Raw genomic sequence first — 12,418 nt, 5'->3', positions numbered from 1 at the left:
ACCGAGGACAGCGTGGACGCCACCGAACTGCTCACCCACGCCGACCTCGCGCTCTACTCGGCGAAGGCGGCCGGCCGCCGCCAGTGGTGCCACTACCGGCCGGCCCTGCAGGCGGGGCTGGTGGAACGGCACGAGCTGAACGAGAACCTGGACTCCGCCATCGCGGAATCCGCCTTCCAGCTGTACTACCAGCCGATCGTCGACCTGCGCACGGGCGACCTGGTGGCCTTCGAGGCCCTGGTCCGCTGGCCGCACGACCGGCGCGGCATGGTGCTGCCCGACGAGTTCATCGCCCTCGCCGAGGAGAGCGGCCAGATCGTCCCGCTCGGCGCCTGGGTCCTGGAACGCGCCGCCGAGGAGGCGGCCGCCTGGCACGCCGCCAGCTCCGCCGCCCGCGCCGCCGCCGGCCTGCCTCCGCTGCGGGTCAACGTCAACGTCTCCGCCCGCCAGTTCCGTGACGCCGGCTTCGTCGACGTGGTCCGCCACGCCCTGGACTCCTCCGGCATCGACCCGCGCACCCTCGTCCTGGAACTCACCGAATCCGTCCTGATGCGCCGCGACGACCGGCTGCGCGCCGACATGGCCGTCCTCGGCGACCTCGGCATCGGCCTCGCCATCGACGACTTCGGCACCGGCTACTCCTCCCTCTCCTACCTGCGGGAGTTCCCGATCTCCCTGCTGAAGATCGACAAGTCCTTCATCGACGGCCTCGGCCTCTCCCCCCAGCAGCACGCCCTGGTCGAGGGCATCGCCCGGATCGCCGACACCCTGGGCGTCCAGGTCATCGCCGAGGGCATCGAACACCCCGACCAGCGCGACCTGCTCGCCGCCATGGGCTGCCCCCTCGGGCAGGGCTACCTCTTCGCCCACCCGATGGACGGCGCGCGGGCCCGGGCCCTGGTCCGCCGGGCGACGTACGAACCGGCGTAGCGGGCGCGACCTCGCGAATGCCGTTACGGAATCTTCATCCATCTGGTCATCGGGGCCGCACCGGGAGTGAAAGATCGTCACCGGGCCTTACCGGAGCCGGGCAAAGCCATGGCGATACCTTGAGAGGGTATCGATGCCACGACCGGTGCAGGTTTCGCCCCGGGGCACCGTGCACAAGCGGCGCAGCCCGTGGGCGGTCGTCTACTCCTGACCGGACTCGTGTGCGTCCTCGTCGCGGCCTCCGCGGCGGCCTACGCCGACCGGGTGGACGACCTGATCCCGATCGTCCCCGCCGGAACTCCCGGGCTGGTTCTCACGGTGCGCGCCCCGGTGTACGGGGCGTCCTTCGGGCCGGCCGGAGTGAGGTACTCCGGGCTGCTCCGGACGCGCTCGTACGTGGTCCGAGGTCGAGCGGGTGGAGCACGCCACGCTCCCGGGGACGCTCTTCTCGTCCGAACTCCCCGAACTCGTACTGTCCGACGACGGATCCGGCCAACTGCCGCTGCTCGCGGGTTACGGCTGGGGCTCGAAGACGAACAGGAGGGTGGAATCCCTCGTGGCCGACATGGAATCGGCGCGGGCCGCCGCAACCGCAGGCTGAGAGATCGACGTTCGGGGAAGGACGATGCACGCACGCCCCATCGGCCCGGATCCCTTGGTCACCTTCGACACCGTCGAGTTCCTGCGACCGGGGCTCCGCTCGTGGGAGGTCGAGTACCGCACCGTCACCGGAAGTTGACGTCGGGAGCGGAGGGCGACAGCGGCGCTGTCGGGCGGGCCGGGCGGCGGTCAAGGAGCTTGGCCGCCGCTTCGGCGTTCTCCCGGGGGCTCAGGACTCGGCGCGCAGCAGGTCGAGCAGGCCCGGGAAGCGGGCGTCGAGGTCGGCGCGGCGCAGGGTGGCGGCGCGGCTGTTGCCGCGGTCGACCTGGCGGACCAGGCCGGATTCGCGCAGGACGCGGAAGTGGTGGGTGAGGGTGGACTTGGAGACGGGGAGGTTGAAGGAGGCGCAGGTGCGGGCGGTGCCGTCGGCCTCGCGGAGCAGGGCGGTGACGACCCCGTAGCGCAGGGGGTCGGCGAGCGCGCTCATGACGGTGCGCAGGTCGAGTTCGTCGACGGCCGGGTGGCCTTCTTCGTCGGGCATCGGTGCCGGTCCTCCCTGAGCGGGACGAAGGTATGGGTTGAATCGTACCTCGACTCCGTGGCAGCTTAGGTTCGATCAAATCCGTACCTGGTCACGCCGTGGCCGGTCCGAGCCTGGAGTGCTGCCCTCATGAGTCCAGCGAGCACGATCCCGCCCACCACGAAGGACGCCGACGCCCGTCGGAGCCCCGGCCGCACGCTCACTCTCGCGGCCGTCCTGCTCGCGGTGTTCGTCGTCCCGACGTCCATCTCCGGCACCGCCGTCGCCCTCCCCGACATCGGCGGCAGCACCCACGCGGGCCTGGCCCCGCTGCAGTGGGTGGTGAACGCCTTCAACGTCGCGTTCGCCTGCTTCACCCTGGTGTGGGGCTCGGTCGCCGACGCCGTCGGCCGGGTGAGGGCCTTCACGGCCGGGGTGGTCCTCTACGCCGCCGGTTCGCTCGCCAGCGCCGTCGCCACAGACGTGCTCCTGCTCGACGCCGCCCGCGCGCTGACCGGGATCGGCGGGGCGGCGATCTTCTCCTGCGGGGCCGCGATCCTGTCCACCGTGTTCGACGGCCCCGCCCGGGCCAGGGCCTTCGCCCTGTTCGGCACCATCGCCGGGATCGGCGTGGCCGTCGGCCCCTCGCTGGCCGGTGCGCTGATCCAGGGGCTCGGCTGGCGCTGGGTGTTCGCGGCGCACGCCGCCGCGCTCGCTCTGGTACTGCTCGCGCTGCCCGCCCTCTCCCGCACCGTGCCGCCGCAGGCCGGGGGCGGCCGGCTCGATGTACCCGGCAGCGCGCTGTTCGTGCTCGCCATGGTGCTGGTGACCACCGCCATCGTCCAGGGCTCCCAGTGGGGTTGGGGCAGTGCGGGGGTGCTCGGCCTGCTGGCGGGGGCCGTCGCCGCGCTCGCCGTCTTCGCGGCCGTCGAGCGGCGCAGCGCCCATCCGATGCTCGACCTGAGCGTGCTGCGCGAGCACCGCTTCCTCGGCCTGTGCCTCGTGCCGGTCGCCGCCTCCTTCGGCTTCGTCACCCTGCTCACCTACCTGCCGAGCTACCTGACCGCCGTCACCGGCCGGGACACCGGCACTGCCGGTCTGCTCATGCTGCTGCTCACCGCCCCGGTGCTGGTCTGCCCGATGCTCGCCGCCAGGCTGGTCGGCCGCGGCGTCCGCCCGCTCACCCTGCTCTTCCTCAGCCTGGCCTGCCTGGTGCTCGGCGACGTGGCGCTCACCATGCTCTCCCCCTCGGTCGGAGTGCTGGTCCTCGCCGCCCCGATGCTGGTCACCGGCGCCGGGATGGGCCTGTCCGCCGGGCTGGTCGACGGCCAGGCGCTGGCGCTGGTCGACCCGGCCAAGGCGGGGATGGCGGCGGGCTTCCTCAACACCCTGCGCCTGGGCAGCGAGGCGGTGGCCGTCGCGGTGTACGGCTCGGCGCTGGCCACCGTGCTCGGGCGTCGGGTCGGCGACGGCATCGGCGGGTACCCGGGGGCCACCGACGCCGCAGGGGTCGCCGACCGGGCGGCCGGGGGCGACCTCGCCGGAGCCGCCGCGCTCTCGGGGGCGACCGACCGTACGGGCTTCGCCGACTTCCTCGCCCGCGCCTACGACTCGGCCTTCCACTTGCTGCTCTGGGGCCTGGCGGCCGTCGGCCTGGTGCTGGCCGCGGTGATCGCGGTCCTGCTGCACGCGGAGCGCAGGCCCGCTTCCTGAGCGGACGCGACCGCCGCCGGAGGCGGGTCGACCGGCCCGCCGCGGGAGGACCGCGGGGGGCCGGTCGGCTCGACGACCCGGAGGGCTACTTGACGGGATGCGGGTGCCCGAGGTGCGGGAAGGTCGGGATCAGGTCGGCGTGCGGGCCGATGTGGTCGCTGGTGATCTTTCCGCCGGAGACCATGGCGAGCCGGACCGAGGTCACGTCGTCCACCAGGGTGCGGCCGTTGGGATAGCCGGCCGGGCGGGAGCGGTCGTAGCGGAGGATGTCCGGCAGGACGAGCTTCAGCGTCTCGGTGGCGGCCTCGGTGGTGTAGTCGCCGGCGTGCTGGAGGACGGCCGTCCAGGCCTCGCGGTAGGTGTCCCAGTCGTCGACGGGCTCGCCCGCGTTGTACGCGTCCTTGACCTCCTCGGTGTTGAAGTACGCGGTGAGCGACGGGTGGGCGCCCCGGTCGACGGAGACCAGCTGGCCCTCCTGACGCACGCTCACCCGACCCCAGACCCCGATGGTCGGGTCCGGGCCGAGGTCGGCGTCCGGGACTTCGAGCGCGATGCCGAACACGTTGGCGTCCGCCATCGCGTCCCTGCCGGTCCAGGTGAAGTTGTCGACGATGCCTTCGATGTCGGCGAAGAACGGGTCGCTGCGCAGCCCGACGGACAGCTTGCAGCCGTCCGCCTCGACCACCTCGGGCGCGTCGCCGAACGCCACCGGGACGTCGGAGAAGAGCACGTCGCCGGTCGGTTCGTGCTTCTGGGCGGCGGCGCCGGTGGACCGGTGGACGGTGACGCGCTGCGCGCCGGTGCCGCTCTCGGGGGCGGAGAAGGTGAACGAGTAGGCCACGTCGGCCCGGTGGTCACCGTCGTTGTCGACGTTGATCCGGTAGACGGCGTCGGGGTGGAACCCGGCGGCCCGGGTGGGCGCGTACGGGTTGACGTTCAGGATCAGGACGGTGCGGTCGGGCGCGTCGGCCGCCGGGAAGGCGAACAGGTCGGTCATGTCGAGGCGGGCGTCGCCGCGGGGGGAGCGGAGGTTGGGGCCGCTGAGGTGGTGGGACATGGGATTTTTGGTAGCAGGCGGAGCACGCCCCGGCCGCGCCGACACACCCGCACACCGCCTCCACGACCCGATGCGCCCCGGCGGCGCGCCGCAGCTTCACCCGCACGAGTGATTGCGACGCTCCGCACACTGACTGACACTCGGAGTATTCGGAGGGCTCCTGAGGCTCTCCCGGCGTAAGGAGTTGCCGCCATGACCGCAACCGAATCCTCCGCCTCCGGGATCCCGCAGATCGCGGACCACTCCCAGCCCACCATCCACAGCGAGAACCTCGCGGACGTCGGCGGCAACGTCGGTGCCGTGTGGCGCGCCTGGTGGACCTGGACCCCGGCGCACGGGATCTTCAACCTCCAGCTCCCGTGGAACGTCATCGGGACCAACTCGACCGTCGTCATCACCGCCTCCGAGATCGACTCCAACGGCAACCGCTTCGTCGGCGCCGCCGCCTTCCAGGTGTCGAGCATCGCCCCCGGCAACGGCGTCGTGACCTTCAAGATCAACATCGACTGGGGCAGCTCCCTGCCGATGCGCACCGACGTCCTGGTCTTCAACTGACCTGACGCGAAGGGTCGGAGATCCCACCGGCAACCGAAGCCCGGGCCCGCGGAACCCATCGCGGACCCGGGCTTCCGCACGCGTCGGCTGCCACCGGGCACGCATCAGCCCGGGGATGTAAACCCGTGGGCCAATGCGGGCGGTCGGGAGATCAATCGGTGGGCCGATGCCCGGCTCCCGGGCCGCGTGACAGCGTTCGGCGCATGGACACCACGCCGTTCACCAGCCCCATCGAACTGACCCGCCGTCACATGCTGGGCGCCGCACTGGCCCTGGGTGCCGCCGCCCCGCTCGGCCTGGCCGCCACCGCCCGGGCGGACGCCCCCTCCCCCACGCCTGCGCCCACGCCGGGGCGGCTCACCCTGCCCGAACCCACCGGCCCGCACCGCGTCGGCACGGTCGCCCTGCACCTGCGCGACACCTCCCGCCCGGACCCGTTCGCCGGGGCCGGCCGCTACCGCGAGCTGATGGCGAGCGTCTGGTACCCCGCCGGGCGGGCCGACGAACTGCCGCTCGCGCCCTGGATGACCGACGGCGCCATGAAGGCCTACCTGGACGACTTCGGCTTCAGGCTCCCGGTCTCCGCCACCCCGCTCACGGCGGCCCGCCTGGGCGCGCCCGTCCACCGCACCGGCCACCGGCTGCCCGTCGTCGTCTACTCGCACGGCGCCCACGCCCACCGGGCCGTCAACACCACCATCGTCCAGGAACTCGCCAGCCACGGCTACGTCGTGGTCACCGTCGACCACACCTGGGACGCCTTCACCGAGTTCCCCGACGGCCGCGTCCTCACCCCGTGGATCGACGGCGCGCCCAGGCTGGGCCCGCGGGACTTCGCCGCGGACGCCCGCTTCGTACTGGACTGCGTCGAGGGACTCGCCGCCGGGCGCAATCCCGACGTCGACGGCAAGCCCCTGCCCGAGGGCCTGCTCGGCGCCCCCGACCCGCTCGACATCGGCATGTTCGGCTGGTCCAAGGGCGGCTCGGCCACCGCCGCCGTGATGACGGCCGACCGCCGTGTCCGGGCCGGCCTCGCCATCGACGGGCCGATGCAGGCCATCCCCGTCACCGACCTCGACCGCCCGTTCCTGATGCTGACCGCCGAGTTCGGCCGCGACCAGAACCGGGACGCCGTCACCTTCTGGGACCACCTGCGCGGCTGGCGGCTCAACATCCAGGCCGACGGCGTCCGCCACAGCTCGTACTCCGACGCCTCGCCGCTGATGCCGCAGGTGGCCGGGCTCCTCGGTCTCCCCGACCAGCAGGTCCAGGAGATGGTCGGCACTCTCCCCGCCGACCGCTCCGTCCGCATCCAGCAGGCGTACCCGCTCGCCTTCTTCGACCTCCACCTCCGCCACCGCCGCGGCTCCCTCCTCGACGGCCCGTCCCCGAAGTTCCCGGAGGTCAGGTTCCTGCCGTGACGAGCGTGGACGGGCGGCTGCCACGGGGGTGCGGCCGCCCGCTCGCGGGGCGTGTCCCGGGACCGGGGGTCGGCGGAGGGACGGTGGCGCGTGGCCCGGGACCGGGACGCTGATCCGTCCCACCCCGGCCGGCCGCCCCGCACCACTCCGGAGGACGGGTGACGCCTCGCGACCGCCGTCGAGCGGTGTGCTCGACGGGCGTCGCGACGCGTCCGCAGTGATGTCAGACGGACATGTCCTGAGCGGCGGACGCGGTGGGCGGGGTGGTGCTGCCGGCGGTGGTGCCGAGGGTGTGTTCGACCTTGGCGACGGCGGTGCGGTACTGCATCGAGGCGGTCTGGGCATCGGCGGACTCGCGCTGGAAGAAGCCGTAGACCATGCCCACGGTGCCGAAGCGTTCGATGCCGACGAAGGCGTTGAGCCGGACCCCGGCGATGGTGCCGTCGAGGCGGACGGCGGGGGCGTCCTGGCGGTCCCCGAGGGTGACGGGGGTAACGGTGAAGGTCACCGAGTCCTCGGTGTCGGCGTTGAAGGTGATGGTGTGGCAGGTCTTGAACGCGTCGGCGGCGGTGTCGAAGTCGCTGGTGAGCCGGCCGGGGTCCTCGGCCGTGAGGGACTGGGTCACCATCGGATTGCCGTCCTGGCCGTCGAGTTCGGTCTCGGCGCGCGGGGTCGCGGGGTCGGTCGCGGTCGGGTGCATGGTGATCAGGGCGCTGAGCGCGTCGCAGCCGGTGACCGGGGTGGGGTTCGCGCTCGGGCTGGGGCTCTCGGTGGCCGGCGCCTCGGTGTAGTCCGGACCGAGGTCGTTCACGCCGAGCAGCGCCGACTTCAGCTGGTCGGCGGAGGGAAGCGGCGGGGCCGGATCGGCGCCGGCGGCGCCCGCCGGTCCCACGGTGGCCGCCGCGACCAGGACCGCGACGGTGAGGGCGTGGAGAGGCCTCGGGAGGGACATGCTGGCCCCCGGTCGAGAGTTCGGGCAGGGACAGGGCACCAGTTTCCCACCGGGGGCCGGGCGGGGCGCGCGGGCGGGCGTCGTCGCAGGTCAACGGCGGCGAAGCGGGAGGAGGCAGCGCTGGCGATTATGGAGGAGGCAGCGGTCAGGGCCCGCAGCGCGTGGCTACGGGCCCCGGTGCGCCGGGTAGCCCCCCGGCTACCCGACGTCAGATGGCGGCGGCCAGCTCCGTGCCCTGCTTGATGGCCCGCTTGGCGTCCAGTTCGGCCGCCACGTCCGCGCCGCCGATCACGTGCACGGACAGGCCGCGCTCGCGCAGCGCCTGGTCGAGGTCGCGGCGCGGCTCCTGACCGGTGCAGAGCACCACGGTGTCCACGGGCAGGAGCTGGCGCTCGCCGTCGACGGTGAAGTGCAGCCCGGCGTCGTCGATCAGGTCGTACGTCGCGCCGGCGACCATGGTGACGCCGCGGTGCTTGAGTTCGGTGCGGTGGATCCAGCCGGTGGTCTTGCCGAGTCCGGCTCCGACCTTGCTGGTCTTGCGCTGCAGCAGGTGGACGCTGCGCGGGGGCCTCGGCCGCTCGGGCGCGCGCAGGCCGCCGCGCTCGCGGTACTCCGGGTCGATGCCCCACTTCGCCTGGAACACCGGCGGGTTGAGGCTCGCCTCGTCGCCCTGGTCGGTGAGGAACTCGGCCACGTCGAAGCCGATCCCGCCCGCGCCGAGGATGGCGACCCGCTCGCCGACGGGTGCGCCGTCGCGCAGCACGTCCAGGTAGCCGAGCACGCTGGGGTGGTCGACTCCCGGGATGTCGACGGGAGTTCGGGGGGTGACACCGGTCGCGAGGACGATCTCGTCGTGCCCCGCCCCGGCGAGCTGCTCGGCGGTCACCAGGGCGCCGAGCCGCAGCGTGACGTCCAACTCGGCCAGCCGGGTGCGGAAGTAGCGCAGCGTCTCGTTGAACTCCTCCTTGCCGGGGATGCGCCGGGCGATGTTCAGCTGCCCGCCGACGCTCTCGGCGGCGTCGTACAGGGTGACGGCGTGGCCGCGTTCGGCGGCGGAGACGGCGAAGGCGAGGCCGGCCGGTCCGGCGCCGACGACGCCGATGTCCTTGCGCGACCTGGTGGGGGCGAGGACGAGTTCGGTCTCGTGGCAGGCGCGCGGGTTGACCAGGCAGGAGGTGATCTGGAGGTTGAAGGTGTGGTCCAGGCAGGCCTGGTTGCAGCCGATGCAGGTGTTGATGGAGTCGGCGCGGTCCTCGCGCGCCTTGGCGACGAAGTCGGCGTCGGCGAGCAGCGGACGGGCCATCGAGACCAGGTCGGCGTTGCCCTCGGCGAGCAACTGTTCGGCGATCTCAGGGGTGTTGATGCGGTTGGTGGTGACCAGCGGGATGCCGACCTTGCCCATCACGCGCTTGGTGACCCAGGCGAAGGCACCGCGCGGCACGGAGGTGGCGATGGTGGGGATGCGCGCCTCGTGCCAGCCGATGCCGGTGTTGATGATGCTGGCCCCGGCGGCCTCAACGGCCTGGGCGAGCTGGACGACCTCGTCCAGGGTGGAGCCGCCGGGGACCAGGTCGAGCATGGAGAGCCGGTAGACGATGATGAAGTCCTCGCCGACCCGCTCGCGGACCCTGCGGACGATCTCCACCGGGAAGCGCATCCGCCGCTCGTACGGCCCGCCCCACTCGTCCTCGCGGCGGTTGGTCGCGGCGACGACGAACTCGTTGATCAGGTAGCCCTCGGAGCCCATGATCTCGACGCCGTCGTAGCCGGCCCGGCGGGCGAGTTCCGCGCAGCGGGCGAAGTCCTCGACGGTCTGCCCGACCTGCTCGGCGGTGAGCTCGTTGGGCACGAAGGGGCTGATCGGGGCCTGGAGGGCGCTGGGGGCGACCAGGTCGCGGTGGTAGGCGTAGCGGCCGAAGTGCAGGATCTGCAGGGCGATCTTCCCGCCGGCGGCGTGCACGGCGTCGGTGATCACCCGGTGCTCGTCGGCCTCCTCCTCGGTGGTCAGCATCGCGCCGCCCTCCCAGGGGCGCCCGGCCTCGTTGGGGGCGATGCCGCCGGTGACGATCAGGCCGACGCCGCCGCGGGCTCGCTCGGCGTAGAAGGCGGCCATCCGCTCGTAGCCGCCGGGGGCCTCCTCCAGGCCGACGTGCATCGAACCCATGATCACCCGGTTGGACAGGGTGGTGAAGCCGAGGTCGAGCGGGCTGAGCAGGTGCGGGTAGCGGCTGCTGCCGGGGGTCGCACTCATCGACGTCTCCTGGGGGCGGTCGGTGGGAGGTGTCTCCCGGATTGTTACCGCAGAGTAGGGGACGGTCGCCGCCCTATGCAACTAGTTGCATAGGCCTCGCCCGGCGAGGATGCCGGTACCGGCCGGGCGGCCCGCCCCGGCGGCGTATCGTCGTGCCCGACAGCGCCGGATTCACGGGCTCGGAGAGGGGGCGGCCGTGCGGGGTGGCTCGGTGGCCGTGGTCGGGGGCAGCATCGCCGGGAGCGCTTTCGCCGGGGCGGCTGCCCGGCTCGGCGCGGAACGGGTCGTGGTGCTGGAACGCAGCCCCGGCCGGCTGGAGGACCGCGGACTCGGGATCTGCACCCACAACGACCGCTTCGCCGAACTGGTCGACGCCGGACACCTCGCTCCCGACACCCGGCGACACCGGCTCACCGTGCGCAGCTGGGTCGCCCGGGAGCCCGTCGGCCAGGGCGGCGACGACAGCGGCACCCGGGGGCGCGGGAGGCTGCTGTGGGCCCAGCCGTTCCCCTTCCACTCCCACCACTGGGCGGTGCTCTGGCAGGCCCTGCGCGAGAGCGCGCCCGCGGCGGTGGAGTACCGGCTGGGCGCGACGGTGACGGCCGTCGGCAACGAGGGCCGTGACAGCGAGGGAAGCGACGGGGGCGACGAGAACGGCGGGAGCTCCGGGAGCACCGGCGCCTGGATCGAGGAGGCCGACGGCACCCGCACCCCGTACGACCTGGTGATCGGCGCGGACGGCTACCGATCGGTGGTCCGCGCCGCCGTCTGCCCGCGGGCCGTGCCCGAGTACGCCGGGTACGTGTGCTGGCGCGGCAGCTTCGACGCCGCGCTGCTGGCCGGACTGCCCGGCGGCGCCGGGGTCTGGCCGGAGGAGGAGTGCATCACCGTCTGCTACCGCGGCGGCCAGGTGGTGATCTACCGCATCCCCGGACTCACCCCCGGCACCACCCAGGTGAACTGGGTCTTCTACGCGCCCACCCCGGACTGGCTGCGCCTGGACGGCCCGACCGCCGTCGCCGCGGGCGCCCTCAGCGATCAACAGCTGGACGGCATGCGGGAGTTCGCCGAGCAGCAGCTACCGCCGTACTGGGCGGGCGTGATCGCGCTGACCCCGCGCGAGCGGACCCTGCTGCAGCCCGTCTACGACCTGGCGACCCCGCACCGCACCGCCGGGCGGCTGCTCATCGGCGGCGACGCGGCGACCGTCGTCCGCCCGCACAACACCAGCGGTGCGGTGAAGGCCCTCCAGGACGCGCACTCCTTCGAGCAGGCCGGACGGCGCCTCGGCGGCGGCTCGTGGTCACCCCTGCTGGCCGCGTACGACCGCGAACGGACGGCCGCAGGGCTGGAGTTGGTGAACCTGGGCCGGGCCCTGGGCCGGGCGCAGGTCACCGCGGCGCCGGACTGGCCGGCCATGGACGAGCCCGCGATGGCCGCCTGGTGGCGGGAACAGCTCACCGGAAGCGGCGGCTTCGGCGGCCACGCGCTCGGGCGGAGCAGGTGAGGCGGCCACGTGTCGGGCGGACCGGCTGAGCCGGCCCGCCCGTTGAGCCGGGTGGCTCAGACGTTCACGCCGTAGTCGGTGGCGATGCCGCGCAGGCCCGAGGCGTAACCCTGGCCGATCGCACGGAACTTCCACTCGGCGCCGTTGCGGTACAGCTCGCCGAAGACCATCGCGGTCTCGGTCGAGGCGTCCTCGGTCAGGTCGTAGCGGGCGATCTCCTGCCCGTTGGCCTGGTTGACGATCCGGATGAAGGCGTTGCGGACCTGGCCGAAGTTCTGCAGCCGGGCGTCGGCGTCGTAGATCGAGACCGGGAAGACCACCTTGGCGACGTCGGCCGGTACCCGGGCCAGGTCGACCTTGATCTGCTCGTCGTCGCCGTCGCCGCCACCGGTGAGGTTGTCGCCGCTGTGCTCGACCGAACCCTCCGGGCTGCGGAGGTTGTTGAAGAAGACGAAGTGCTGGTCCGAGACCACCTTGCCGAGCGCGTTGCACAGCAGCGCACTGGCGTCCAGGTCGTAGTCGGCCCCGGTGGTGGTGCGCACGTCCCAGCCGAGACCCACGATCACGGCGCTCAGACCGGGCGCCTCCTTGCTCAGCGAGACGTTGCCGCCCTTGGCCAGCGAAACTCCCACAATGCCCTCCTCGGATCTCTCCCTGCGGACGAATCTACAGCACTGTAGAGATCACGAGAATCCGCCTGCGGGCGGGGCCCGCCCCCGGGATTTCTCAGGGACGGGGAGGGGAACCGATCATCCCCGGCCCGGATCCCACCGCACACCGGTCACCGTACCGGCCGGGGCGCCGGACGGGTGTCACCACCCTAGTAGGGCTTGGTCAGGTTCGTCGGGGTTGGGCGTGTCCAACGGCGGGTTGTGTCGTTGAGGGTGTGTGACACCTGGGGAGATGACTGAG

The 12,418-nt window shown here is 72.9% G+C and carries 11 protein-coding genes; 6 read left to right on the top strand and 5 right to left on the bottom strand.

Going from position 1 to position 12,418, the window contains the following annotated elements; translation table 11 throughout:
• Together ACFV1W_RS38550 and ACFV1W_RS38545 are read left to right on the top strand one after the other, a co-directional pair.
• On the top strand, nt 1–930 hold a 930-nt coding region (locus tag ACFV1W_RS38550), incomplete at its 5' end, for a putative bifunctional diguanylate cyclase/phosphodiesterase (protein WP_380422016.1).
• 415 nt (nt 931–1,345) lie between these two features.
• A complete protein-coding gene (locus tag ACFV1W_RS38545; RefSeq protein ID WP_380422014.1) occupies nt 1,346–1,531 on the top strand; it encodes a hypothetical protein in 186 nt (61 codons plus the stop codon).
• Between the two features lie 228 nt (nt 1,532–1,759).
• On the opposite strand, the gene ACFV1W_RS38540 is transcribed toward ACFV1W_RS38545, so the two are convergent.
• Complete coding sequence (locus ACFV1W_RS38540; protein ID WP_380422013.1) at nt 1,760–2,071, bottom strand: ArsR/SmtB family transcription factor; 312 nt, start codon at nt 2,069–2,071, stop codon at nt 1,760–1,762.
• Between the two features lie 129 nt (nt 2,072–2,200).
• Here ACFV1W_RS38540 and ACFV1W_RS38535 point away from each other — a divergent pair, with 129 nt between their 5' ends.
• Complete coding sequence (locus ACFV1W_RS38535; protein WP_380422011.1) at nt 2,201–3,763, top strand: MFS transporter; 1,563 nt, start codon at nt 2,201–2,203, stop codon at nt 3,761–3,763.
• 85 nt (nt 3,764–3,848) lie between these two features.
• Here ACFV1W_RS38535 and ACFV1W_RS38530 read toward each other — a convergent pair whose 3' ends face one another.
• Nucleotides 3,849–4,820 carry a DUF4331 family protein gene (locus ACFV1W_RS38530; RefSeq protein ID WP_380422009.1) on the bottom strand — a complete coding sequence of 324 codons (972 nt, stop codon included), beginning with the start codon at nt 4,818–4,820 and terminating at the stop codon, nt 3,849–3,851.
• A 192-nt stretch (nt 4,821–5,012) separates the two neighbouring features.
• On the opposite strand from ACFV1W_RS38530, the gene ACFV1W_RS38525 reads away from it, so the two are divergent.
• Together ACFV1W_RS38525 and ACFV1W_RS38520 are read left to right on the top strand one after the other, a co-directional pair.
• Complete coding sequence (locus ACFV1W_RS38525; RefSeq protein ID WP_380422008.1) at nt 5,013–5,375, top strand: hypothetical protein; 363 nt, start codon at nt 5,013–5,015, stop codon at nt 5,373–5,375.
• Nucleotides 5,376–5,578: 203 nt separating this feature from the next.
• A complete protein-coding gene (locus ACFV1W_RS38520; protein WP_380422007.1) occupies nt 5,579–6,796 on the top strand; it encodes an acetylhydrolase in 1,218 nt (405 codons plus the stop codon).
• A gap of 223 nt (nt 6,797–7,019) precedes the next feature.
• Here the strand turns inward: ACFV1W_RS38520 and ACFV1W_RS38515 are convergent, their stop codons facing one another.
• Together ACFV1W_RS38515 and ACFV1W_RS38510 are read right to left on the bottom strand one after the other, a co-directional pair.
• Entirely contained in the window at nt 7,020–7,748 is a 729-nt protein-coding gene (locus ACFV1W_RS38515) for a hypothetical protein (protein WP_380422005.1), read from the bottom strand.
• Between the two features lie 208 nt (nt 7,749–7,956).
• A complete protein-coding gene (locus ACFV1W_RS38510; RefSeq protein WP_380422004.1) occupies nt 7,957–9,999 on the bottom strand; it encodes an FAD-dependent oxidoreductase in 2,043 nt (680 codons plus the stop codon).
• A gap of 211 nt (nt 10,000–10,210) precedes the next feature.
• Between ACFV1W_RS38510 and ACFV1W_RS38505 the strand changes: the two genes are divergently transcribed.
• Nucleotides 10,211–11,506: a monooxygenase gene (locus ACFV1W_RS38505; protein ID WP_380422002.1), complete on the top strand. Its 1,296-nt coding sequence runs from the start codon at nt 10,211–10,213 to the stop codon at nt 11,504–11,506.
• Nucleotides 11,507–11,562: 56 nt separating this feature from the next.
• Here ACFV1W_RS38505 and ACFV1W_RS38500 read toward each other — a convergent pair whose 3' ends face one another.
• Nucleotides 11,563–12,138 (bottom strand): TerD family protein, encoded by a 576-nt coding sequence (locus ACFV1W_RS38500; protein WP_207811945.1) that lies wholly within the window; start codon nt 12,136–12,138, stop codon nt 11,563–11,565.
• Between the last annotated feature and the right edge of the window lie 280 nt (nt 12,139–12,418).

Source organism: Kitasatospora sp. NPDC059648, from assembly GCF_042734825.1.
Classification (GTDB): Bacteria; Actinomycetota; Actinomycetes; order Streptomycetales; family Streptomycetaceae; genus Kitasatospora.
The sequence above is the reverse complement of the archived record's forward strand: the minus strand, read 5'-3'. Positions and strand labels throughout refer to the sequence as shown.

What these genes read in the sequence shown, in the direction of transcription:
- ACFV1W_RS38540 (WP_380422013.1), bottom strand. Translation starts at nt 2,071, where the DNA reads ATGCCCGACGAAGAAGGCCACCCGGCCGTCGACGAACTCGACCTGCGC.
- ACFV1W_RS38535 (WP_380422011.1), top strand. Translation starts at nt 2,201, where the DNA reads ATGAGTCCAGCGAGCACGATCCCGCCCACCACGAAGGACGCCGACGCC.
- ACFV1W_RS38530 (WP_380422009.1), bottom strand. Translation starts at nt 4,820, where the DNA reads ATGTCCCACCACCTCAGCGGCCCCAACCTCCGCTCCCCCCGCGGCGAC.
- ACFV1W_RS38525 (WP_380422008.1), top strand. Translation starts at nt 5,013, where the DNA reads ATGACCGCAACCGAATCCTCCGCCTCCGGGATCCCGCAGATCGCGGAC.
- ACFV1W_RS38520 (WP_380422007.1), top strand. Translation starts at nt 5,579, where the DNA reads ATGGACACCACGCCGTTCACCAGCCCCATCGAACTGACCCGCCGTCAC.
- ACFV1W_RS38515 (WP_380422005.1), bottom strand. Translation starts at nt 7,748, where the DNA reads ATGTCCCTCCCGAGGCCTCTCCACGCCCTCACCGTCGCGGTCCTGGTC.
- ACFV1W_RS38510 (WP_380422004.1), bottom strand. Translation starts at nt 9,999, where the DNA reads ATGAGTGCGACCCCCGGCAGCAGCCGCTACCCGCACCTGCTCAGCCCG.